Origin of the sequence: Candidatus Bartonella washoeensis Sb944nv, from assembly GCF_000278135.1 — a bacterium.
In the GTDB taxonomy this organism is placed as follows: Bacteria; Pseudomonadota; Alphaproteobacteria; order Rhizobiales; family Rhizobiaceae; genus Bartonella; species Bartonella washoeensis.
Window position 1 is genome coordinate 397,001 of the sequence record NZ_JH725024.1, and the last position, 25,921, is coordinate 422,921.

General features: G+C 39.4%; 18 protein-coding genes and 1 pseudogene. 14 read left to right on the forward strand and 5 right to left on the reverse strand.

Features of this window, described 5'->3' with window-relative positions; all coding sequences use genetic code 11:
• The 7 genes from MCQ_RS08580 to MCQ_RS08590 all read left to right on the forward strand — a co-directional run.
• Positions 1-896: BID domain-containing T4SS effector (locus MCQ_RS08580; protein WP_159052274.1), on the forward strand; the 896-nt coding region annotated here is incomplete at its 5' end.
• A gap of 312 nt (positions 897-1,208) precedes the next feature.
• On the forward strand, positions 1,209-2,327 hold the full coding sequence (locus MCQ_RS06365) for a BID domain-containing T4SS effector (protein WP_006924266.1): 1,119 nt from the start codon (positions 1,209-1,211) through the stop codon (positions 2,325-2,327).
• 327 nt (positions 2,328-2,654) lie between these two features.
• Positions 2,655-4,055, forward strand: a complete 1,401-nt coding sequence (locus MCQ_RS06375; protein ID WP_006924267.1) for a BID domain-containing T4SS effector — start codon at positions 2,655-2,657, stop codon at positions 4,053-4,055.
• A 319-nt stretch (positions 4,056-4,374) separates the two neighbouring features.
• The gene (locus MCQ_RS06380) at positions 4,375-6,345 is read left to right on the forward strand and encodes a BID domain-containing T4SS effector (RefSeq protein WP_006924268.1); all 1,971 of its coding nucleotides are present in this window, start codon (positions 4,375-4,377) and stop codon (positions 6,343-6,345) included.
• A 207-nt stretch (positions 6,346-6,552) separates the two neighbouring features.
• Positions 6,553-7,773, forward strand: a complete 1,221-nt coding sequence (locus MCQ_RS06385; RefSeq protein ID WP_006924269.1) for a BID domain-containing T4SS effector — start codon at positions 6,553-6,555, stop codon at positions 7,771-7,773.
• Between the two features lie 288 nt (positions 7,774-8,061).
• Complete coding sequence (locus tag MCQ_RS09675; RefSeq protein WP_245256383.1) at positions 8,062-8,544, forward strand: Fic family protein; 483 nt, start codon at positions 8,062-8,064, stop codon at positions 8,542-8,544.
• Positions 8,534-11,140 (forward strand): BID domain-containing T4SS effector, encoded by a 2,607-nt coding sequence (locus tag MCQ_RS08590; RefSeq protein ID WP_006924271.1) that lies wholly within the window; start codon positions 8,534-8,536, stop codon positions 11,138-11,140. Before MCQ_RS09675 ends, MCQ_RS08590 begins: the two co-directional genes overlap by 11 nt.
• Positions 11,141-11,983: 843 nt before the next feature.
• On the opposite strand, the gene MCQ_RS09400 is transcribed toward MCQ_RS08590, so the two are convergent.
• A complete protein-coding gene (locus tag MCQ_RS09400; RefSeq protein WP_006924273.1) occupies positions 11,984-12,535 on the reverse strand; it encodes an Arm DNA-binding domain-containing protein in 552 nt (183 codons plus the stop codon).
• A gap of 443 nt (positions 12,536-12,978) precedes the next feature.
• Here MCQ_RS09400 and murJ point away from each other — a divergent pair, with 443 nt between their 5' ends.
• From murJ to MCQ_RS06420, 5 genes and pseudogenes are all read left to right on the forward strand, one after another.
• Entirely contained in the window at positions 12,979-14,550 is a 1,572-nt protein-coding gene (gene murJ, locus MCQ_RS06400) for a murein biosynthesis integral membrane protein MurJ (RefSeq protein WP_035008088.1), read from the forward strand.
• Between the two features lie 77 nt (positions 14,551-14,627).
• The gene (gene trpS / locus MCQ_RS06405; protein WP_006924276.1) at positions 14,628-15,689 is read left to right on the forward strand and encodes a tryptophan--tRNA ligase; all 1,062 of its coding nucleotides are present in this window, start codon (positions 14,628-14,630) and stop codon (positions 15,687-15,689) included.
• Between the two features lie 71 nt (positions 15,690-15,760).
• Positions 15,761-16,252 (forward strand): universal stress protein, encoded by a 492-nt coding sequence (locus tag MCQ_RS06410; protein ID WP_006924279.1) that lies wholly within the window; start codon positions 15,761-15,763, stop codon positions 16,250-16,252.
• A 55-nt stretch (positions 16,253-16,307) separates the two neighbouring features.
• The gene (locus MCQ_RS06415) at positions 16,308-16,886 is read left to right on the forward strand and encodes a NifU family protein (protein WP_006924280.1); all 579 of its coding nucleotides are present in this window, start codon (positions 16,308-16,310) and stop codon (positions 16,884-16,886) included.
• Between the two features lie 847 nt (positions 16,887-17,733).
• Positions 17,734-18,970 (forward strand): annotated as a pseudogene (locus tag MCQ_RS06420) (MFS transporter).
• Positions 18,971-19,132: 162 nt separating this feature from the next.
• Here the strand turns inward: MCQ_RS06420 and MCQ_RS06425 are convergent.
• On the reverse strand, positions 19,133-19,465 hold the full coding sequence (locus MCQ_RS06425; RefSeq protein WP_006924283.1) for a zinc ribbon domain-containing protein YjdM: 333 nt from the start codon (positions 19,463-19,465) through the stop codon (positions 19,133-19,135).
• A 1,316-nt stretch (positions 19,466-20,781) separates the two neighbouring features.
• On the opposite strand from MCQ_RS06425, the gene MCQ_RS06430 reads away from it, so the two are divergent.
• Complete coding sequence (locus MCQ_RS06430; protein WP_006924284.1) at positions 20,782-21,165, forward strand: DUF488 domain-containing protein; 384 nt, start codon at positions 20,782-20,784, stop codon at positions 21,163-21,165.
• A gap of 516 nt (positions 21,166-21,681) precedes the next feature.
• Here MCQ_RS06430 and groL read toward each other — a convergent pair.
• Together groL and groES are read right to left on the reverse strand one after the other, a co-directional pair.
• Positions 21,682-23,325, reverse strand: coding sequence for a chaperonin GroEL (gene groL, locus MCQ_RS06435; RefSeq protein WP_006924285.1), 1,644 nt, complete (start codon positions 23,323-23,325; stop codon positions 21,682-21,684).
• Positions 23,326-23,385: 60 nt separating this feature from the next.
• Positions 23,386-23,682 carry a co-chaperone GroES gene (gene groES / locus MCQ_RS06440; RefSeq protein WP_006924286.1) on the reverse strand — a complete coding sequence of 99 codons (297 nt, stop codon included), beginning with the start codon at positions 23,680-23,682 and terminating at the stop codon, positions 23,386-23,388.
• Positions 23,683-23,908: 226 nt separating this feature from the next.
• On the opposite strand from groES, the gene fumC reads away from it, so the two are divergent.
• Entirely contained in the window at positions 23,909-25,297 is a 1,389-nt protein-coding gene (fumC, locus tag MCQ_RS06445) for a class II fumarate hydratase (RefSeq protein WP_006924287.1), read from the forward strand.
• 94 nt (positions 25,298-25,391) lie between these two features.
• Here the strand turns inward: fumC and MCQ_RS09225 are convergent, their stop codons facing one another.
• Positions 25,392-25,541 (reverse strand): hypothetical protein, encoded by a 150-nt coding sequence (locus tag MCQ_RS09225; RefSeq protein WP_159052275.1) that lies wholly within the window; start codon positions 25,539-25,541, stop codon positions 25,392-25,394.
• Between the last annotated feature and the right edge of the window lie 380 nt (positions 25,542-25,921).

Consider the following 25,921-nt stretch of genomic DNA (forward strand, 5'->3'; position numbering starts at 1 on the left):
CAGTGGAAAATGAAGAAAACATCTACGAAGAGATTGATGTGGGAGGAAATGGCGGACTAAATGTTCAGAGCCGCGCAAATCCGCTCTACCAAGGAGTTGGCAGTGTAGGAAATAGCCAGGAATCTCCAGAACCACCACCAGAAACGATCTACGCACCGCAAAACCCACCAGAAAATGCCTATATGGCACCACGTGGTGGGCCAAATCCCCGAAGACTAGTAGACCCCTATTTAGTAACGGATCTGCGGGATCTAGAGGGGCATCAGGAAGGATATTACACGTTCAAAAATCCCCTCTACCAAGGAGTTGGCACAGGTGGAAATGGAGCACAGTCCCCCCAAGGCTCCATAGAAAATTCCTCCGCACAGGGTCCTGCACCAAACAGAGCAACACCTCTGACAAAAGAACAACTAACTCAAAAGCTTCAAGAAAACTCAAGCGTCCAACAAAGTGCAGAGGACGTCTACCGTTGGAGCAAAATTGTTTTTGGAAAAGCGAGTGTTATGGAGCAGCAACTGAGCAGCATGCTTGAAAATCCTGAAGAAGGAAGACAAATCGCCCAGAGATTTGCAGACAATCCTGAAGGCAGTGGTAACTTTGCGGGGAGAAAAGTACTGGGTGTAAAATCCCCACAACGCAAACAAGCTGAAGAAGGCGTTAAATCCCTCTGTCAAGCTCTTAAAAGTCATTCGGAAACTGTAGAACAGCAATACAAAAGCCTTACAGAGAGCCAAGAAAGACAACAAGATGATGGGAGAGGAGAAAGGTCACAAAGGCATCTAAGTGGACAGCAGCAGCGGCAACAGCATGCAAGAGAACAACGCCAAAGTCCCCCACAGCATGATGTACAACCACGCAGGCAGCCAACCCCCAAAGGAATGGCTTTTGCAATGTAAGCGTGCATAATTTTACCTTTTACCTAAATCTCCTAGCGCAAGTCGTTTTGTATGAAATGCGCGGGAGTTTTTTATACAATGTTACGCAAAATCTCCTGCAAAAAAAATCCCTCTAATTTTAATGTAACTTTTTGATAAAATTCATAAAAAAGCTGTATAAAAGACACAAATGTCGATTAAAATACCTGCAAATAGCGGAGGATCTTTGGAAGTCATTCAAATAAACATCCTCCTTTGTCGTAGAGCTATCAAAGCGTAAAGGTGGAGAGTGCGCCAAAGAGGTTTTCTAAAAAATATTGAAAGGAAACGCGCATGAAGAAAAATCAATCTAAGGGAGAGCCCTTATACGCAACGGTTAATAAACCGCCCAAAACGCATCACACCCCAGAGGCAGAGGAAGTCACCTACGCCGATGTTAACATAACAGGAGGCAGAGGGCAAAGCCCTCACCACCCAGGCGAACCTGTCTACGCAGAGGTGAGCACAACAAGAAGAGGCAGAGGGCAAAGCCCTCACCACCCAGGCGAACCTGTCTACGCAGAGGTGAGCACAACAAGAAGAGGCAGAGGGCAAAGCCCTCACCACCCAGGCGAACCTGTCTACGCAGAGGTGAGCACAACAAGAAGAGGCAGAGGGCAAAGCCCTCACCACCCAGGCGAACCTGTCTACGCAGAGGTGAGCACAACAAGAAGAGGCAGAGAGCAAAACCCTCACCACCCAGGCGAAACTGTCTACGCAGAGGTGAGCACAAAAGGAAGAGGCAGAGAGCAAAACCCTCACCACCCAGGCGAAACTGTCTACGCAGAGGTGAGCACAAAAGGAAGAGGCAGAGAGCAACACCCTCATCACCACACAAGCCAAGCTGCCCAAGCAGAAGCAGCTGGCGCAGGAAGGGCACCAACCCCTCCAAGATCTGCGAAAGATGAAATAACGAGCAAGCTCTTACAAAATACAAGCTTCCAATATGGTGTAGCAGAAATCCAACACTGGAGCCGACTTGTTTATGGCGATCCGTATGCTTTGAACCAGCAACTTTCCCAAGTTCTTGACAATCCTGAAACAGGAAACCGCGTACTATGGCAGCTTGCAGCAGATCCTGAAAGCGGTGGTAAGCTTGCAGGTAGGCAAATGGTTGGTATAAAAAGTCCAGATCGCAAACAAGCGGAAGAAAGTTTTGGTCCTCTTTGTGCAGCTTTTGAAAGGCATGTAGATACTACATACAAGCTATATAAGAGTTTTACCCAGCAACAGGAAAAACAACACAGTCAGGAGAGAGGCAGAAGTCCAGAAAGTAAAGCGCACAGACATCATCATCACCACCATCATCATCATCGCGGAGACGAAAGAGAACAGAGATCTCAACAGCAGCAAGAGCAGCGAGAGCAGCAACGCAGATCTCCTTCCCCAAAAGGAATGGCTCATGCAATGTAAGCGTGCATAATATAAAAACGCAATAAACTTTTACCTTTTATTGATCTGATCTCCTAGCGCAAGTTATTTTTTATGAGTTGCGCTAGGTTTTTTTATGCAATGTTACGAAAAATATCCTTCAAAAGAAACCTTTGTCATTTTGATATAACTTATTGATAAAATTTCATAAAAAAGCTGTATAAAAAACACAAATGCCGATTACATACACGCAAAGAGCGGAGGGGCTTTGCAAGTCATTCAAATAGACATCCCCCTTTGTCGTAAAATAAGCAAACCATAAAGGCGGAGAATGCATCAAAGAGTGAAGAAGCTTAAAAGGAAATATACATGAAAAAAAATCAACCATCCTCTTCTGCACAGCCTTCAGTAAAAGAATTAAGACAACGCTTTGAACAAGCGATCGTAAGATCTTCACCCCCAGAAGCGCTCTCCACAAGGATTCCTCCCCAAAAACCACCGCGCACAAAAAAGAATACGCGAATTGTGACTGAGGGAGAAGTTGTCTATGCATCGCTTGATTTTTCAAATACCCCGCCTCACATAAACAAAAATGCTGTGAGGAGAAAAGGAAATGAAACCATATACGCAACAATTGCTCCACAAAAGAACACAGAAGAAGCCGCATATGCATCTGTTACGATAACAAATTTAGCACAATCTTTGACGAAAAAGAGAAATACTGAAGGCAAGAAACAGGAAGAAACTCTCCACACGATGGTTGCCTCAAAAAGGACAACAAGGATTCTGTCGGAGAAAGAGATTGCTAACATAATTCCGCACAATCCATTGGTGAAAGCATATGCAGAAGAAATTCAACATTGGTCGCAAATTGTTTATGGTAACGCACATGCTCTGCAGAAAAAAACTGAGGAACTTCTCAAAAATCCAACTCTAGGAGATGATCTCTCATGGCAAGTTGCAGCACATCCTGAATCTTTTCATACACTTGCAGGTGTGAGTATGTGTGGACTCAAAAGTGGTGCACGAAAACGCGCCGAAAAAGATTTTATTTTCTTATGTAGCGCTATTGATTGTTATGTAGAATCTCTAAAATGTGCAAGAGAAAGCCTGTTGCAATCCCCAGATGCAGAACTAAAACGCTATAAACAATCAATGGGCAGTGAGGCGATGTCCAAAATTTTGCAAACGTCACATTATCCTGAAAGGAAAAGAGACTCCCTTTCAACGGAAGAAGTTTTTGGCAGAGTTCAAAGCCATCCAGCAGTTCAAAGATATGGCGCACAAGTCGCATATTGGTGCACAGTTGTATTTGGCAATTCAACAGTTTTACAAGCAAGAATGGCGGATATTCTCAAAAATCCAACTTTGGGAAATGATCTCTCATGGCAAGTTGCAGCACATCCTATATCTTTTCATAAGCTGGCGGGTATGAAGATGTGTGGTCTAAAAAATAGCACACGTAGACAGGCTGAAAATGGTCTTCAACATCTGTGTAGCGCCATTGAAAATTATGGAGAAGCTGTAAAGCAGGTAAAAGAAAGCATTGTGCAAAACGATCAGGAGAAGCAAAACCGTGAAGAACAGCCTGCTGAATTGGCTCAACAATTGCAAAAACAGCAAACCTTGTCAAATTTTCATCAACAGCATGCGCAGACAGCAGTAAAAGCGCATCAAGAAACTGCTACAGCCTCTAGGCAAGAAGCACAGAGAAAACCAGAAGTTCTACCACGCAAGGTTGGAGGCGTAAAAGCAATGGCTTTCTGCTAGTTAAGCATATGTCAGCTTTGGTCCTGCATCTGATCTGTTAGTTTAATCTCTTGGCACCAAGAGGTATTCTGCAATGGTATGATACAATTTTTATCAAAATTTCTCCATCATTTAATGTACTCACTGATAAGGTTGCATCTTTATAAAGCCCATAAAGATTACAATACAGATATTGATTATAATCTATGCAAAAAACGTAAAATCTTTTGAGTCCATTCAAATGAATCCCTTCTTTAAAAAAAGCTCTCAAAACGCAAAAGTGAAAAGTGCACTAAAAAAATTTCTAAAAAATATTGAAAAAGTCTGAAAGGACACATGCATGAAAAAAAACCAATCAGCCCCTTCAGCAAATCTGTCGGTGAAAGAATTAAAAAAACGTTATGAACAACCTATCTCAGATACATCTCCCAAAGTATCTCGATCCGCAGATGCTTCTCCCAAAGACAAAAGACAGCCTCACACACCAGAAAATCAGGAAAAATTGCAAAAACGCCATGAACAGTCTTCTACAATGCCGGAACAAAGCGTGCCGCAAGCACCTCTCTATGCGACACCCGCTCCACAACAACCAGTTGGTATCGCTCCACAAAGACCACCACGCTTGAAAGATAAGGAACGCAAGAAACCAAACGTCCAAGAGAGCAAAGCTCTAAACGAAACATCTGCTTCACAACAACCAATTCGCATGGCTCCCAAAAGACCACCACGCTTGAAAGATAAGGAACTCAAGAAACCAAACGTCCAAGAGGGCGAAGCTCTAAACGAAACACCTGCACCCCCAAAACCACCACGCACACATGTGAGCGAGCAAAAAAGGGCACCATCCCGACAAGAGGATGAAGAAATATACGCAACACCTAGACCGCAAACACCACCACGCACACATGTGAGCGAGCAAAAAAGGGCACCATCCCGACAAGAGGATGAAGAAATATACGCAACACCTAGACCGCAAACACCACCACGCTTGAAAGATAAGGAGAAACCAAACGTCCAAGAGGGCGAAGCTCTAAACGAAACACCTGCACCCCCAAAACCACCACGCACATATGTGAGCGAGCAAAAAAGGGCACCATCCCGACAAGAGGATGAAGAAATATACGCAACACCTAGACCGCAAACACCACCACGCACACATGTGAGCGAGCAAAAAAGGGCACCATCCCAACAGGAGGATGAAGAAATATACGCAACACCTAGACCGCAAACACCACCACGTACACATGTGAGCGAGCAAAAAAGGGCATCATCCCAACAAGCGGATGAAGAACTATATGCAACAGCTAGACCGCAAACACCGACGCGAACGCACAAGACATCGGCGAACACAATGGAACGAATGCTATTAATCGACGCATATGAGGAAGAAATCCGACATTGGTGCGGAATTGTTTATGGCGATCGGCTTGTTCTGGACAAAAGACTGCAAGAGGTTCGAGAAAACCCCGCTATGGGAGAACAGCTCTCATGGGAAGTTTCAGAGAAACCTGAATATATTTCTAAGCTCGCTGGTAAAAAAATGCTTGGTTTAAAAACAAAAGCGCGCAAAGCAGCTGAAGAAAATTTTTCATCTCTGTGTGATGCTATTAACGGTTTTACATATACGTTGAAATACACACAACAAAGCACTGTACAAGTTTCTGAAATAGAACAAAACCCCCATGAAGAACAATCAACGCAGAACGTGCAAAAGGTGGAAAATTTAGAACAACCGCCTAGTCCTGAAAAGGAGAGAGAGCCTCTCTCGCTCAGGGAAATTGCCGACAGGGTTCAAAAAGATCCATCGGTTCTATATGGTCAAGCAGAAATCCGATATTGGTGCAAACTTGTTTATAACGACCCATTGCTTTTGCAGGACAGAACGGAGGATATTCAAAAAGTTCCCGTTATGGGAGAAGAGCTTGCATGGCAAGTTTCAAACAATCCTACATGTTTTTCTAAGCTTGCAGGTAAACAAATGCTTGGCATAAAAAGTAGTGCACGCAAAACAGCGGAAGAAAATCTTTCTACCCTGTGTATCGCAATTGAAGATTATACAAACACTGTAAAACAAGTAAGAGAAAAAATTGTGCAAGAACATCAAGCACAACAAAATGATCAAAGGCAGTCTCCTAGATTAGCTCAAAACTTGCAAAAACAGCAAACCTTATCCCAACCTCCTAAACTACCTGAAAAAACTGTAACCGCACGTCGTGATGCTGCAGAAACCTCTAGACAAGAACAGCAAAACCCGCCTGATGTTCGACCACGTAAAGTTGGGAAAGCACAAGGCATAGCTTTCACCCACTAATGTACATTAGCTTTGACTTACATCTAATCCCTTAAACGGAAATTACACTCAGAAATATTATACGATTATCATGGCAAAATCTCACCAAAGATCTGACATCATTTTACCTAACCAATTGCAAGATTGCATAAAATTTAGAAAAAAAGGGAGAGAAAACGCCAAAGATTTTTTTAAATGAATATTGCAAAAACTTGAAAGGAAACACGCATGAAAAAAAAAGCTCCCCCCCCTTCCGCACCTCTTTCTGTTAAAGAATTAAGAAAACGCTATGAACAATTTGCCACAGATACATCTCCTTCACAATTTCTACGCGTAAGACCTGCTCCACAAAGACCGCCACGCATGAGAGACAAAGAGAGAGAAAAACAATCCCTCCCAGAAAGAGAAGTACTGCACGCACCATTTGCTCCACAAAGACCACCACGCATGAGAGAGAGAGAGAGAGAAAAACAATCCCTCCCAGAAGGAGAAGTACTGCACGCAACATCTGCTCCACCAAAACCACCACGCATGAAAAAGCAAATTGCTAAAATTATGCAACAAAACCTACTGGTTGAAGCATATAAAGCAGAAATCCAACACTGGTGCGGTATTGTTTATGGCAACCCAAATATTTTGCAAAAAAGAATTGCGGAGATTCAGAAACAACCTGCCATGGGAGAGCATTTATCACGGGAAATCACATTAAATCCTAGATCTGTTTATAAACTTGCGGGTCACCAAATGCTTGGCTTTAAAACAAATGCCCGCAAAAATGCCGAAGATAGTTTTTCATCTCTATGTGCTACCATTAAAGGTTATGTAGAGGCTGTAAAACAGGTGCAAGAAAGCATGTTATCTTTCCCTTACGCGCAACCAAGCCCCCATGGACAAACGGCAGAGCGCGTGCCTCTCTCGAATAAAGAAATTGCCAGCAAGATTCAAAAAGATCCATCGGTTCAATATAGTCAAGCAGAAATCCGACACTGGTGCCAAATCGTTTATGGCAATCCGCTTATTTTGCAAGAAAGAACTGAAGAGCTTCAAAAAAATCCCACTATGAGCGAAGAACTTTCATGGCAAGTTGCAAACCATCCTATGTTTTTTTCTAAGCTCGCAGGTCACCAAATCCTTGGCATAAAAAACAGTACACGCAAAGAAGCTGAAGCAGGGATTTCTTCCTTGTGTAACGCCATTGAAGGATATGCAGATACTATAAAACGAGTAAAAGAAAGCGTTATAAATAAGCATCAGGAAAAACAAAAACATCAAAGACAATCTTCTGAATTGACACAAGACTTGACAAGACAGCAATGCTTATTGAAGCCTGAACAAACTGTAACCGCACAAAATCAAGGAATACAAGCCTCTATGCCAGAACAACAACAACCACAAAACGTTCAACCAAGCAAAGTTTACATAGAAAAAGCAATGGCTTTTGTCAGCTAAACCTGCATCAACTTTTTTCATCTGATTTCTTGTTCCCTTGTTTGATCGCGTCCTTATGTCTGTTTTTTTTTGACGCAAATCATTTTGTGTGAAGTCTGCCAAAGGGTCTTGTACCAGAAGGCAGCAAAGAGATTTTCTCAAAGGAAACATACATAAAAAAAGCCAAACTGCCTCTCCTACAAGACAGAGAATAAACGTGCCATAAAGCAGTTGATGCAAACCTCAGCGCCCATACGCTTGAGAGTTTTACACTCTCATAAACCAAGCTACATTACAGAAAATACACACATGTTAGAGCAGAATTTCTTTTACCCCGATAGCAAAACACTCAAAAATAAATATGGCATCATGGATAAAACAGCATTGAAAGAACAATGTGCCCATGATGCATCAAAGGAAATGATCAATCTGCGTCGAGAACCCCTGCCAGAAAAAATAGATTCCTCCTATCTCAAATATATTCATCAACGCTTGTTTCAACATACATTTGAATGGGCGGGATATACGCGTGATCAGCTCTTTACCTTTGCAGATGGCACCACTGCGAGTATGCCAGCTATGCAAAAAGAAGACGCAGAAGTTCCTTTTGCCATTGGTCCACAAATTCAAAAAGGGCTTGAAAATTTAGATAGAATACTCACTGAAAAGAATTATTTAAAAGGCTTATCGCGCGAAACATTCGTTGAACAGGCGGCCAGAACTGTTTGTTTCTCTCAACAATACACACCCTTTCAGAGAAGGAAATGGGCGCGCGCAACGGATGTTTTTTGAAAAGCTTGGCCAATCTGCAGGACATAATCTAGACTTCTCTCTTGTGACAAAAGGGCGCATGGTGGTTGCCAGTGTTGCAGCAGCACAAAATAGCAATCTTGCTCCAATGAAACATCTATTTGAAGATATTTCCAATCCAGAAAAATGTCGTATTTTAAAGGACTTTTTGGACCACATGAAAAATATCGGAGGTGATGATATTCATTATCATTATGTCGTTGCTGCAAATGAAGGTATTATCTATGAGGGCAAGTATATAGCCTGCGGAGCAGAGAGCTTTCTGATGGACATTAATGGAAGGTTTATCATTGGTAAAAAAGAACATCTGACAGCAGAACAACTAAAGACATTAAAACCTGGCAATAAATTCACCTTTACAGTCCCCGTGACCAAAGATCTGGATGCAACACGTGGAACAAAAGAGAGAGTAGAGCCTATTACGCAAAAAGAAAATCTCGAAAAGCTGAAAAATAGTGCCTCTCTCCAAGCAAAAAAAGAAGAATTAGAACATTTTTCAAAGCTTGCTGATGACAATTCTCATATTTTACCTGACACCATAGAGCTTATGAAGCCAAATTCGCAAGAACAAGAAAGAGAACAGATAACACAACAAATTTCTCACTCTGCTCACTCTCTTGTACAAACGCAAAAAGAATGTAAAGAAACTATTTTACAGATCAGTGACGCGATTAAAAATGATATAACGGCTGCCCAAATGGCAGAGAGGACGCTCTCTCACGACCCCAAAAGGCAACAACAACATTCGCCAAAAGCGATGGAATGCACAACCATTTCTGCGGAGAAATTGAATGTCGCACCTCTCTCCTTCCCACACGAGCAATCGTCTTCATCTCTTGAAGCTCAAGAAAATAATCTACTCCCTCTTAATTTTTATTACCCCAATAGTGTTACACTGAAAAATAAATATGGAATTAAAGACTATGAAAGATTACAAGTGCAGTGTGCTCATGATTCAGCAAGAGCAATGATTAATTTACGCCAAGAAGCAACGCCACAAAGACTAACATCGGCATATCTCCTCTATATTCATCACACTTTATTCAAAAATACTTTTGAATGGGCTGGTCATACCCGTGATAAACCATTTAGCTTTGCAGATGGCACCACTGCCAGTGCGCCCAAAATGAAAAAAGCCAATATTTCTTTTGCATCGGGAAAAAAAGTACAGGAAGGCCTTGATGATCTAGACCGAACACTGAACGAGAAAAATAATTTAAAAGGCTTAACCCGCAAAGCATTTGTTAAAAATGCAGCAGAAATGATGATACAGTTGAACTATATGCATCCTTTCAAAAAAGGCAATGGACGCACACAGCGCATGTTTTTTGAAAAACTTGCTGAAGTTGCAGGCCACAAGTTAGACTTTTCTCTTGTAACCAAAGAACGCATGAATCTTGCCAGCATTGCATCACTGCAATCTGGTGATGCAGAACCGATGAAACATCTGTTTGATGATATCTCAGATCCAGAAAAAACGACTATTTTAAAGGAATTCATGGACCACATGAAAAATATCGGATTTGATAATATTAATCATCGTGTTGTTATAACTGCTAAAGAAGATGAAACCTATACGGGCTTCTATAGAGGCGGTGGAGCAAACAGCTTCATGATTGATGTCAATGGTACTTTTATTATAGGAAATAAAAAACATCTTACACCAGAAAGATTAAAGACATTGAAAATTGGTGATGCCATCTCCTTTACAGCACCAAAAGCTCAAGATTTACAACAAATACTCATCCCGAAAGAAAAAATAGCCCCTCTCACAAGAAAAGAAATTACTGAAAGAATTAAAAATTATACATCGTTTCAAGCAAGTAAACAAGCAATCGAAGCTTTATGCAAAATTGTTTATGATAATCCGCATATTTTAGAGGACAGACTTGAAATGATTCATGAAAATCCCCTTGAGGGAGAGAGACTTGCATGCCAAATTATAGAATCCCCTAGGTCTATTTCTAAGCTGGCTGGGAGCAATATAGGTGGCATGATAAATAACGCACGCGCATGTGCTGAAGAGAGTATTTTGCCCTTATGTATTGCTATTGATCGTTATGGGGATACTTTTAAACAGGCAGAAAAGGACATTTTGCAAAACCATTATATGGAACAAAAACGCTGTGAACAATCAGTAGAGATACCTGGAAAATGGTTCGAAAATCTAAGCTGCCTGTCAAAAAAACAACAGCAAGAAGCCTTATCACAATCTTTTGAACTGAGAGAGGAAATAAGAACTTATAGCAGAAAAATCAATGCGCGCTTATCAGCAAGTGAGCATGAAGCGATAAAAGAAAATAATGACGAAAAAATTGCTAAAACTATTGGCACATCGGTAAATGAAGCACAAAAAATTATAAAAATCGTCAAATGTGTAAAAGAGTTACAACAAAGCATTCGCAATATAGAGTTTTCTTTCCATAAATTTGATGGGCATTTAACACGAAACGTACCTCAATCTATGAAAGAAAATAATAACGAAACTCTCACTAAAACTCTTGGCATATCAGCAATTAAAGCAGAGAAAGTGACTGAAACCGCCAAGCAAGAAAAAGCGGTACAACAAAACGTCTAAACACGTAAAGTTGAACAAGCAAAAGTGGTAGCTCTCTGACTTATTAAGCATGCGTAAGTTTCAGCTTTTAATCTGATTTCTTGGTGCCAATCATTTTGTATGAAATACACCAAAAGGTGTTGTACAATAATGCGAAAAAATTTTATCAGACCGCTCCATCATTTGACTTAAGCAATTGATAAAATTTAAAAAACTATGATCTACGCAAAAAATGCAAAATCTCTCGAGGTGATTCAGAGAAATATGCTCCTTTGAATAAAAAGTTACAAAAACATAAAGAGAATGCATCAAAGAGATTTTCTAAAAGAAAATATGCATAAAAAATTAAACTAACTCTCCAAAAAGAACGATGATAAAAGTGTAGAAAAAAACGATACAGAAGCTTCAGAAACGAAGTCTTTTAAAGGCAGAAACGATTTACAAATACGCAAAAATAAAAGGATAAAGTGCGTAAATCAAAGCCCTATATACCGCATACCAGAACTTGTCTTCCCAGTGCGTGTCCTTCGTTGGCCCTATACTATTCTTCGTTTCAACTTTCTTCTTTGTTATTGAGATCATCGATTAACTTCCCCCCCCACTGCCTCAATTCTATACACATAGCATAATCTTTATTTTATTCTATTTACGACTGAAACAGCAAAATAAAATATAAAAACACGACAAAATGACTCTTCATTTTTGATCTGGCGTAAAGCTCTCTCCCCCCACACACCAACGCAAAGCTTCTTTACAGAGGTTATAAACAGAATCGCCCCTTGACTACGCATATAGATACATCCTCTCTGAGAGAGTTTTAAAGCACATTGAAGCATTTTGGGGCATGATGAGCGCACAAGACGGTTATTTTATCGTTATGAATATTCTACGAAGTAGAATTTCCATTTTATAAAGCTGATGTGTAAAAAAGTCAGATTTAACAAGCAGATATAATCTGGTATGCAAACCAATACTCCTACATATACATAGTGCCACACACTTTTGTCTCTCGCGTTTTTTAAGGGGGATACACCCCTGACATAAAACAAAACGCCCCTGTTTTCTTATGCACAATTGTGTTGCATATTCACGTGCTTGTTTTAAAGAAACATCTCTTAGTGCACCCAAGCTCATTTCACGACAGCACCCGTAAATAGTATAACGGTAAAGCCATTGTACACCAGCACCCTTACACTTAATAAAAAGCAAGCTGACACCGTCATATTCTTTATCAAGCCCGCATTGTCGCAACAACCTTTGCATTGAACTGATTAATGAAGAGGCATTGTTATCGCTTTCTTTAAGTGTTGTTATCCATACGCTCACCTTGCTTGTCATGTGCAAGGCAATAGTTTTGTTTGATTGATCATCAATAGCTTTGAAATAAGAGAATTTTACGATATTGGGCTCTTTCATTCAAGTTACAAACGATAAATTATTATTATAACGCAATGAGTTGAAAACGGAAGCAGCCCCTAAAAAGCACAAAACCGTCATGCCTATAATTCCAAAAGAAACGAAACAGAGCACACGCCAGTACTAGTGGGAGGAGGAGAACCATAGGCTTCCTTATTTTCTTTTACTTTCCTTTCTTCATTCCATTGCTCCACATCTACCACTTTAAAAGAAAAAAGAATTTTTGATTGTTTTAATAAAGATAATACAAACTGTAAGGAAGCAATAAAAAAACAAACTCAAAGAGTATAATAAGCACCCTTGTTGACAGAATGATAAACACCATCGTAAAACGCTTTAACAATATATGATTGTATTGGCATGCTCATCAGATTTTTACGATTTAAAATGGTTTTAGTTATTTTTTCATCACCGCTCCTTTATGATAAACCCGATATATCTTTATGACCCTGATTAAAAAATTTGCAACTGTTGCCTCCGGAACCCTCATGAGCCGTATTTTTGGCTTTATACGCGAAATGCTGATGGCAGCAGCCCTTGGAACGGGTCCTGTTTCCGACGCGTTCAATGCAGCTTTTCGTTTTCCTAATACATTCCGCCGGTTTTTTGCTGAAGGCGCCTTTAATGCGGCTTTTGTTCCTCTTTTTGCAAAAAAAATTACGGAAGATGGTAAGGAATCTGCATGCAAATTTGCAGAAGAGGTGTTTGGCGTTCTCTTTTCGCTGCTGTTACTTTTAACCATTGCCATGGAATTAAGTATGCCTTTTTTGGTACGAACAATCATAGCTCCAGGCTTTACAGAAGACGCCACAAAATTTAACGCCACAATTCATTTTACCGCAATCATGTTTCCCTATTTAACTTGCATGTCTCTAGCAGCAATGATGGGAGGTATGTTGAATGCCTTGCGGCGCTATTTTATTGCGGCCATAGCCCCACTTTTTTTGAATATTATTTTGATTAGCGTTCTTGCCTATGCTTGGATATATCAACTTGACGCTTGGCATATCGGTTTAAATCTTTCTTGGGGTGTTCTCGCAGCGGGGCTTCTCCAACTCGCCTTAATCGCTATTGCTTTGCGTCGAAGTGGAATGAAAATTTTCTTTCGCCGTCCCCATTTCAGCCCTAATGTTCGTAAGCTTTTAACTTTAGCATTCCCTGCTGCTATCACAGGAGGGATTACGCAAATCAATTTATTAATCAATACCAACATTGCCTCCAGTCAATCGGGTGCCGTATCCTCTTTGATGTATGCTGATCGCCTTTATCAATTGCCACTAGGCGTGATAGCAATTGCCGTTGCCACCGTTCTTTTGCCAGAACTAACAAGGGCACTCCGCAGCAAAAAGCACGAAGAAACCCATGATTTGCAAAACCGCTCTATTGAACTCACCCTATTGTTAACATTACCTGCATCAGTGGCTTTCCTGCTGCTCTCCACACCCATTGTTAGTTTGCTTTTTGAGCGTGGGCAATTTACCAGTGAGTCAACACACTATGTTGCACAACTCCTTGGACTTTATGGACTAGGACTTCCAGCTTTTGTATTGATAAAGGTTTTTATTCCTAATTTCTTTGCTCATGAAGATACAAAAACACCAATGATTTTTACTGGCATTTGTGTTTTCATCAATATCAGTATAGCCTTAACATTATTTCCAATTTTGTCAGCACGTGGCATTGTTATTGCTGAAATTACCTCTGGATGGGTTAACACTGTGTTGCTTTGTATTGTCCTCCTCAAACGTGGTTATTGGAAATACGACGCACAATTGATAAAACGAATTGCATGTCTCATAACTGTCACGGTTTTGAGTGCTCTGCTCCTCTATTATGCGATTAATGTGCTTGGCTTTTTATCTTTTTCTTTGTCCACACAAGCATCATTTCTCTTGCGCATCAGCACCTTAACAGGAATAATGGTTATCATTCTCTTGGTTTATTGTATTGCCTATTTTTTACTTGATCCCCGTTCTTTTTTTCTTACCCTTAAAAATCTTAAAAAACGCCTATAATATTTTATCTTGCTTTCAGAAAGAGGCTTTGTCACAAAATACAAAACGAATAACTTCACTTAAGAAAGAACACTCCTATGGATACTTTCACACCGCTTGTCTTTTCTGGCGTACAACCAAGTGGACACTTACATCTTGGTAATTATCTTGGAGCCATCAAGCATTGGGTTGAACTGCAAACATCGTATAATTGCCTGTATTGCGTAGTCGATATGCATGCGCTCACAGTAACCCCTGATCCACGCACCTTGACTGAATCAACCAGAACAGTCACAGCAGCTTTTTTAGCTGCCGGTATTGATCCTAAAAAACAAATTATTTTCAACCAGTCACACGTTTTTCAACATGCCGAACTGGCATGGATTTTAAACTGTATCGCCCGTATTGGCTGGCTTCAACGCATGACACAGTTTAAAGATAAAGCAGGCAAAAACCGCGAACAAGCATCCCTTGGGCTTTTTGCCTATCCAAGTTTAATGGCAGCCGATATTTTACTCTATCGTGCCACACATGTTCCTGTGGGAGAAGATCAAAAGCAACACGTTGAACTGACACGTGATATTGCGCAAAAATTCAACAACGACTACGCTTGCCGTATTGCAGACTTAAACTTTGGTATCTCTTTGCAAGTGGGTGAGGAAAAAAGACAAGGCTTCTTTCCAATGCCAGAAGCGCTTATTGGTGAAACAGCTACACGCATTATGTCTTTGCGCGATGGTACAAAAAAGATGTCAAAATCAGATCCTTCTGATTTTTCGCGCATTAATTTGACGGATGATGCTGACCTGATTGCAAAAAAAATACGCAAAGCAAAAACCGACTCCGCCCCTCTTCCCGATACTCTTGAAGCCTTAGCACAACGACCAGAAATCAATAACCTACTTGGTATTTATGCGGCTTTTGCAGAAATAAGTAAGGAAAAAGCTCTTTCAGAGTTTTCCGGACAACAATTTTCGCTGTTTAAAACAGCCTTATCCGACCTTACCGTCCATAAACTTGCACCGATCACACAAGAACTCCGTCGGCTGCATCGAGAAAGCGCTTATATTGACTCTGTTTTGCGTGATGGCGCAGAGCGTGCCAGTGCTCTAGCAGAAAAAAATATGAAAAAAATCCGTGAAATTGTTGGATTTTTGTAAAATACATGAAACAATAAAGCTTTAACCGTAAAGAATAAAAAATTTGTCTGTAAAAAATAGAGAAAACCCCCATGGTTTCTGAGCGAAAAAATCTGAAAACAGATCACAAGCGGAAAATTTTAGTCATTATTGATGAAACACCAGAGTGTCGCCGTGCCGTTGCTTTTGCCGCACAGCATGCCCAAAATACCAACAGAACATTAGTGTTGCTTTGTGTCGTTGATAGTATAGAATTTCAACATTTCCTAGGTGTCAACAATGTCATGCGAACAGAATCAACGCAAACTGCCCATAGAGTATTGGGAGACATCGCAAATGAAGTACGCATGACCCATGCCCTTGAAACAGAAATCATTGTTCGTGAGGGCAAAAAAATTGATGAAATTTCCAAACTAATCGACGAAGATAAAGAAATTGCACTCATTATTTTAGCTGCCAGTGGACATACAGAAGGACCAGGACCGCTTGTCCAATTAATTGGGATCAGGGGAACAGCTTTTTCAGTCCCTGTTACCGTCATTCCAAGTAATCTTGCCGATGAAGATATTGAATCTATTGCCTAAAATACAATATTAGAGGTTCAATGATCTTTTTTGAGCCTTAATAACAGGAGAATGAATGTTTATTCAAACTGAAGCGACGCCAAACCCTGCAACACTTAAATTTCTGCCAGGTCGTGTCGTACTTTCTGAAGGCGTGTTAGAGTTTCGTGACCGTGAAGAAGCTGCTAAAAATTCACCTTTAGCTGCTAAATTATTTAATATTCCAAATGTCAGCGGTGTTTTTTTAGGCTATGATTTCATCACTGTAACCAAGCAAGACGGTGAATGGCAACATCTCAAACCTGCCATTTTGGGCACAATCATGGAACATTTTCTCTCCAATGACCCTGTTATTACCACTAACGCCACATCACAAGCGCAAACACACGCTCTTAACGAAGAATTTTATGACGAAAAAGACGCTGATATTGTGTTAACAATTAAGGAGCTACTAGAAACACGTGTTCGACCAGCGGTTGCTAATGATGGGGGAGATATTACTTTCCGCGGTTTTGAAAATGGTATTGTTTACCTCAATATGCGGGGAGCTTGCGCTGGATGCCCCTCTTCAACAGCAACACTGAAAAATGGTATTGAAAATCTTTTACGGCATTTTATCCCAGAAGTTTTAGGTGTTGAAGCCATGCCGCAATAAACAAGAGTAAGATCTTACAAAATACCATAGATACTAAAACATCACTCCATAGAGTTTTTTTTCTTAAGACCAAGCCACTCCAACACATGCCATTGCAACAATATATAACCAAGATATATTCCCTTTAATTGGATAGCAGCATCTTGAAGTAGACCTGCTTCCTTTAACACAAAATGCAAGAGAATTGAAAAAAATTCTTATCCCAGATAAGCCTCCAGCCCACACACAGACGCTTTAGCAAAGAGAAAAGTGCTCTAAAAACTCTCAAGACATTAATTGATCACGATATTCATTGCTGACCACGTTGAAGAAGTTTCCCGAATATCGTAAAGTTCTCTTCTTTCAAACCCTCTTCTATTGAATCAAAAAAAACCATTCCCTTGCACATCACAAGCAAGATAGGTGTGTGGATAAAAATCGTTTGAGATAAGAAGTAAAAATGCCTCTTATCAATCGTCGTCAGCAAGAGCTGTTGCAACATAAGGGGCTGGCAAAGAGAATGATAGTGCCGGTTTGACAAAAAGAGATATGGTTCCCTGTTTACTCGTGTTGATTTTATCCATTCTTATCAAAAAAAAGTGAGCTCTTTATTGTAATAATATAGCAAATTTTGATCTAATAGTTTTTATATTCTTGTCTTTTTAAAAAAGTAACGAAGAAAGAAAAATAATTATATTTCTTGATATTATTCTAAATTATTGTACCGTGACGCATATTTCTGTAAAAGTTTTCTCTTAACTTATTAAGCGATTTATTTAAATATACGATTCTTTTGAATTTCATATCCCAATTTTATTAAAGGTCGTTTAACTTTAAGTGTAGAAAATTTTAATACCAGATGGTTGATATGAATTTATTTTTAAAAAAGAGTCCCTTATCTCTTTTTTTTTCTCTCTTTATTTCTAAAGTTGGTGATACTGCTTATGAAGTTGTTTTTATTTTACTTGTCTTAGAATTAACAGATAACTACCTTTTTACAGGTCTTGTGTATTTTTTTCGATTTATCCCTTTTCTCTTTTTTGGTCCTATCGGAGGTTGGTTAGCTGATAATTTTTCTTTGAAAAAAAAATATGATCTTCAGTGAATTTGCGAGATTATTAGCTTCATTATTCGTTTCTATAACCTATATAACAGGAAGTGCACATATTATTGTTCTTATTTTTGCAGCAATATGTACAACCATAGGAAGAAGTCTTTTTCAACCAAGTTTTCAAGCTGCTATTCCAAGAATATTTTCAATAAATGATCTGACAAAGGCAAATAGCACTTCACAAATTATAGAAGAAACTGCATCCATCATTGGCGCTTTAGTTTGTTCGGTACTGCTTTTTTTAGCTAATAAATCGACAGTCCTCATTTTTGATTTTTTTACCTATTTTCTATCTATTATCGTGTTATTTAATCTCACAAATTTAAATTCAAATGAGAAGAAATCATTCCATTTTATAAAAATTTATCGAGAAACATTTTCCTATCTTAAATATATTTCTACAGAAAATAATAATTTATTTATTACGCTCGTTGGTTCGTCTTTTGCTATTCTCTTTACTGGTGCAATTTTAAGATTTTTAATTCCAGCTTTTGTTCTGTCGCTAGGTGGAGAGGAAAGCTTTGTAAGTTCTATATTTTCTCTCATTGCTGTGGGAACTATTGTAGGTGGTTTTTTATATAGTAAAATGATATTCAATATTACATCGTTGAAGCTCATGGTATTTTGGCTTCTCTATGGGATTATTATGTTTATTATGCCGTTAGCTGCAACACATTCTTTAAAACTCCTTCTCGTGTTAGCCTTTGTTTTAGGATTTATGGGTGCATTTGTAGATATTAGTTTAGTCTCATCTCTTCAATTATACTCTCGTCGTGAAGATTATGGGAAGAGTTTTGGAACCTTTTCAACTTTAGCGAACTCTGCTGAAGCAGTATCTGGCTTTATTGCTGGACTTTTTGCACTGGTGGGATTAGTGAGCTCTTTTTTAGCTATGTCTGCATTCATTATTTCCACTGGAATTACTGGAGTTATAAAAATGAAGAAAAATAAAGATATAACACCCCTTAACACTACAGGTGAAGATGATTATTGACATATTTTATATCATCTACATACCATTTCTTTTTTCTAAGACAGTTCGTTCATGAGATTTGAAAACTTTAAAAGAATGGAAGAAATTGTGCGCCCTATACTTTCATCGCAAGCAAATGCGCTTTAACAAAAGCAAGAAAGTGCTTTATAAACTTTATACCAATTAAATTTTTTTAACGAATTCCGACTTTAAACCTATCTGACCAATACCAGGAATCTTACAGTCAATATTATGATCCCCATCCACCAGGCGAATATTCTTCACCTTAGTACCACTCTTGAGAACGGATGCTGCGCCTTTTACTTTAAGATCTTTGACCACCATCACGCTATCCCCATTCGCCAAAACCTGACCATGAGCATCATAAACGACATCGGAAGGAGATTCTTCACTCTTTTGGGACCATTCATGTGCACATTCAGGACACACAAAATTATCACCCTCTTCATAAGTATAAAGACCACCACATTGAGGACATTTGGGATATTGGCTCATAAGATTTCCTCTTTGACTCAAAAAACACCATCTCAATCAGTGTTCAATAGAGCAAGACATGCTCATTGTCTATGTGATAATAGCAAAACACTCACCAAACACGCTATTGTATATGAAAAGTCTTAGCTTATTGAATCCACACAATAAACTTTAAAAAAACAAAAAATCAATATCTTAAATGAATTTACTTTCCCTAAATACTCATCAGAATCCACACCTTAATGCGTGATTCAGTTGATGATTTTTATAAAAAATTTCCTCCATGCGGTGAACAGAGCATCAAAAGAAAACCATGATACAAATGCTATAACGTATGTGAGTATTCAAATAAAATGCAAAGCAGCTATTATTCAGATAGCTTATAAATTTTACGATGCGTTTTCATCCCACCAAAAACCGCATTGTTAAAATTTCAATCGTTTGAAGCTATCATAATGCAAGCTTGCAATACGTTGAAAGATTATATTTTATTTTAAGAATTGGATTGTTAATCGGATTAAAAAATATAAAGATTGCCATCAGCAAAATGGTGAACGTAAAATACTAAAACTGTTATCGCAATACCATCACAACACAGACCGCTTTTTTAAACGATATATTTTGAAACTGTCTACAAAGGTTGCATAAAAGATTTTCTACAAATGCATAAAAGATTTTCTACAAAATAGAAAATTTATAAATTAAAAAGACGATAAGCATGCATTATAGGTACAGACCATCACAGCAAATAATGAAAGTTATAATGTTATATTGTCTTATGAAATCGAAATCCTTTTAACGACATAATGCATAGTGAAGTACCAGAAAATATTTGGAGCACTCGAGTTTAAAAGCAACGAAACAAAACTGAGATGGTTAATTTTATAAATTCCAAAAAGAAGAACCCTCCCCCCATAAAAATACTAAATTGAACGAGAAAAAAAACACACTGGTAAAAACAAGATCTGCTAGCACAATATTACTCTTGCATTGAGAGCTTCATAGGCAGCATTTTTTGCCATTCTTAAACGCCCCCTTATTCTCATATTGCTCTTTCTTGTGATGTGCAAGCCTATGATTTTTATTGATTTAAAAAATATAAGAGGGTTTGAAAGAACAAGACCTTACGATATTCGGGAGATTTCTTCAACGTGATCAGCAATGAATTATCGTGAGCAATAATATCTTGAGAGTTTTTAGAGCACTTGCTTATTTGCGCATGATACGAAACCCCAACGGAGTGATTTATCGCCTTCAAGCCCTCACTTTTATATAAGGAAATGAAACGTGTGTAACATCAAACACATTATCATAAAGCCTGCTAAAGATGAGGAATTTTGTTTTTTACCATTGGCTATAAAGGAAAGTCTCTTGAGAATTATCAAGATTGTCTCATAGAAAACGATATCAAAATTTTATGTGATGTTCGTAAAAATCCAATAAGTAGAAAACACGGATTTTCGAAAAGAAAATTAGAAAAAGCTGTAAGCAACATTGGTATTGAATATCTGCATAGGCCTGAACTTGGAATTGCCTCTGAAAAACGACGAAATTTGAAAACACAAAAAGATTATGAGCGCCTTTTTGAAGACTATCAAAATACAACTCTCAACAATAATTCTTGTGCAATAAAAAAATTATATCAAATTTTTTTAAACAAAAAGCGCATCGTAATCACCTGTTTTGAAGCCAATGTAGCATGTGTCATAGAGGGAAAATAGCCTTGGCTCTTACACAATTAAAAGATTGGAAATATAAAATGAAGCATATCTAACAAATAAACTTGCAGATTTTTAAAAAATGGGAGTGCCCATATGCCTCCCACCACCCCAACGAAAATTTTCAACACATGCGTGATTCACGCCACAAATGAATTGCACCTAAATGTAAGGAGGAGAAACATGGTACCACATCGAACCGTGCCTACCTACCATAATTTAAGCCAACAATCACACACGCTTTACGAGAAGAAAACAACAAAGATGCAAATTAATAGAAGTTAAGCCCACCGGAAAACTCCTCATCTATTTTAAATCCGATATCCCAATACCAAACGCAACCGCGCATCCTGATAAAATTTGGAATTCATTAAAGGGATAATATGGCTGTAATATCATCTTATAGCCTTTCCTCATGTTGAAACCACGCCCGATGAAACTTAAAAATGTACAGAAGGTGAAAAAGCCTAAAAAAAAACGGGCACAATGGCCCGTTTTCTTTTACCTCTATAAAAGGGCTTAGAAATCCATTCCGCCCATTCCACCCATTCCACCACCAGGCATTGGAGGCATTGGAGTATCTTTCTTTGGCACTTCAGCAACCATGGCTTCTGTAGTAATAAGAAGGCTAGCAATTGAAGCAGCATTCTGAAGAGCAGAACGCACAACCTTCACAGGGTCAACAATTCCTAAAGCAATCAAATCACCAAATTCGCCCGTAGCGGTGTTGTAACCAAATGTGTCAGCATTGTTTTCCAACACCTTGCCAACAATAATTGCTGCTTCTTCACCGGCATTGGTTGCAATTTGACGTGCTGGTGCTTGTAATGCACGGCGCACAATATTGATACCAGCTTCTTGATCAGGATTATTTCCTTTAACAGTCAACGCATTTGCTGCACGTAACAACGCAGTTCCACCACCAGCAACAATACCTTCTTCCACAGCAGCACGTGTTGCATTCAAGGCATCATCAACGCGATCTTTCTTTTCTTTCACTTCAACTTCTGTGGCACCACCAACACGGATAACAGCTACACCACCAGCGAGTTTAGCCAGTCTTTCTTGCAATTTTTCACGGTCATAGTCAGAAGTTGTTTCTTCAATCTGCGCCTTGATCTGATTAACGCGTGCATTAATTTCAGCTTTTTGGCCAGCACCATCAATAATCGTGGTATTTTCCTTAGAAATGTTCACTTTCTTTGCACGACCAAGCATATCTAAAGTGACATTTTCCAATTTAATGCCAACATCTTCAGAAATAACCTGACCCGATGTCAAGATAGCAATATCTTCTAACATGGCTTTACGGCGATCACCAAATCCTGGAGCTTTCACTGCAGCAATTTTCAAACCACCGCGCAACTTGTTGACAACGAGTGTTGCCAAAGCTTCACCTTCCACATCTTCAGCGATAATAAGAAGAGGTTTACCAGACTGAACAACAGCTTCGAGCACTGGAAGAAGAGATTGTAGATTAGACAATTTCTTCTCGTGAATGAGGATGTAAGGATCATCAATATCAGCCACCATTTTCTCAGCATTTGTGACAAAATAAGGTGAAAGATATCCACGATCAAACTGCATACCTTCAACGACTTCCAATTCCGTTTCAGCAGTTTTTGCTTCTTCCACGGTAATAACGCCTTCATTGCCGACTTTTTCCATGGCATCAGCAATCATTTTACCGATTTCTTCAGCACCATTAGCCGAAATTGTTCCCACTTGTGCAATTTCTGCAGAAGTTTGAATTTTCTTGGCTTTTTTGAAGAGACTTGCCACCACTTCTTCAACAGCAGCATCAATACCACGTTTAAGATCCATTGGGTTCATGCCAGCAGCAACGGCTTTTACACCTTCCTGTACAATAGCTTGTCCCAAAACGGTTGCAGTTGTTGTTCCATCACCAGCAATATCATTGGTTTTAGAAGCAACTTCGCGCAACATTTGCGCACCCATATTTTCGAACTTATCTTCGAGTTCAATTTCCTTTGCAACGGAAACACCATCTTTTGTGATGCGAGGTGCACCAAATGATTTGTCAATCACCACATTACGACCTTTAGGGCCGAGTGTTACCTTAACAGCGTTAGCAAGGATATCAACGCCGCGCAACAAACGCTCACGCGCTTCACGGCCAAATTTGACTTCTTTAGCAGCCATTTAATTTCTCCTTGGAGTTGTGTCCTAAATAATACAAAATGAAAGTATTGAGAGGCTGAATTACCCCAAAATTCCCATAATGTCAGATTCTTTCATGATGAGGAGGTCTTCACCATCAATTTTTACTTCGGTTCCAGACCATTTTCCAAACAAGATACGATCTCCTGTTTTCACTTCTAAAGGCACACGCTTTCCATTGTCATCGAGAGCACCATTGCCAACAGCAATAATTTCACCTTCTTGAGGTTTTTCCTTTGCTGTATCAGGAATAATAATCCCTCCAGCAGTTTTATTTTCAGATTCAACCCGACGAACAACGACACGATCGTGAAGTGGGCGGAATTGTATGTTAGCCATATTTTAAATCCTTAAAACTTAATATAATTGAATTAATCTTAAGTCCTTGTTAGCACTCTTTAAGCATGAGTGCTAACAACAATCGGAATATAAAATTGCCACTCTCAAATGTCAAGGATTGTCTCTAAAATAATTTCTCATAAAAAGCTTCAAAGCCTTGCCTCTTTTTTCTATTTTGCGTTATCTACTTGTTTAAGGATAACCGTGAACATAAAAGGATTTTACCATGGTTGAAACACGTCAGGAAACTGATAGCTTTGGAACGATTTCGGTACGTCAAGACCGTTATTGGGGCGCACAAACTGAACGTTCTCTGCATAATTTTAACATTGGCACAGAAAAACAACCTCTTGCCATCATTTATGCCTTAAGTCTTATCAAAAAAGCTGCAGCGCTTGTCAATATAGACAAAGGAAAGCTCCCACAAAACATTGGGAAAGCAATTATTACAGCAGCTGATGAAGTGCTTGCCGGCGATTTCGATACACATTTTCCACTCTCCGTCTGGCAAACAGGTTCTGGCACACAAAGCAATATGAATGTCAATGAAGTCATTGCTAATCGTGCTAGTAAGATTTTAGGAGGAAAACTTGGCAGCAAAAAACCGGTTCACCCCAACGATCACGTCAATATGAGCCAATCGTCGAACGATTCATTTCCCACAGCGCTTCATATTGCCACCACGCTACAAACACGCCAACACTTACTGCCTATCCTTGAAGCTCTCATTGCCACGTTAAAACAAAAAGAACAAGAATTTGCCGACATCATTAAAATCGGCCGCACGCATACACAAGATGCAACACCTTTGACCTTAGGGCAAGAATTTTCAGGTTATCGTGCTGCATTAGAAGCTAATCACCAACGCATTGAAAGTGCTCTAACTGATGTCCAAATGCTTGCTCAAGGTGGCACTGCTGTTGGCACAGGATTGAATGCACCAAAAGGTTTTGACGTTGCTTTTGCGCAAACAGTGAGCACCCTCACAGGGATAACGTTCCAAACTGCAAACAATAAATTTGAAGCACTCGCCCATCATGGAGCTCTTGCGCATTTCCATGGGAGCTTGAATGCATTAGCAGCTGATCTGTTTAAAATTGCGAATGATATTCGGTTTTTGGGATCAGGACCACGTTCAGGTTTAGGAGAACTAAGCCTTCCAGAAAATGAGCCTGGTTCTTCTATCATGCCAGGAAAAGTTAACCCCACGCAATGTGAAGCCTTAACCATGGTCGCATGCCAAGTTTTTGGCAATCATACCAGTGTAACATTTGCCGCAAGCCAAGGACATTTTGAACTCAACGTTTATAAGCCTGTTATTGGTTATAATGTTTTGCAGTCGATTACGCTTCTTGGTGACTGTATGCGCTCTTTTGATGAACATTGCATCCAAGGATTACGCGCCAATAGAGTCCATATTCACTCTCTCATGGAACGCTCTCTCATGTTAGTGACAGCTCTTGCACCAGAAATTGGCTATGAAAAAGCTGCTGAAATTGCCAAGGCAGCACATAAAAATGATACAACTTTGCGTGCGGAAGCAATAAAAGCTGGAGTTTCTGCTGCTGATTATGACCGCCTAGTTGATCCTAAAAAGATGATTGCACCACAATAAGCAATGAGATAGAAACTCCTTCAAAACAAACAGCAAAAATATCGGACCGTTCGAGGTCCGGTTTTTATTGCATATTTCACAGTTTAAACGCCCTCTATTGCAAAGGTGGGACAACTCGTTGCAGATCTTGATTGTATTTGCGTGGATCACCCTCAGACTGCTCAAAATCAAAGTCGTAAGATGCTGCTACCGTCCCTGTTCCTGATAAGTGCACCACGAGCCATGCCTGTTCTTTAAAAAACACATAAGCCCTGCCAAACACTGTCAAAAAGATTGGAAAACTTTTTGCGCATAGAAATCACACAAATTTTACGCACCAAAGCACGAAAAGTAGAAAGCGGGAGATGATGATATGACTGGCCAACTGATCTCCCAAAGAGACTCCACCTGCAAAAACAAATGGCTACCGTCCTGCTTAAAAAACCTTTTTATAAGAATATTGGAGCATTCACCATCCAACTCTTATCGCCATTTAGTTTTTGAAATCCAATCCGCGCTCAAACTTAGTGTAAACTAAACCCCTCTTAAAAATGAACGGGAATCTTCCATCATGGCAGAAAAGTCACCCCCAATTCCCTGTGAAGCAATAATACTCCCCACAAGAGACAACATAAAACAGCTCTT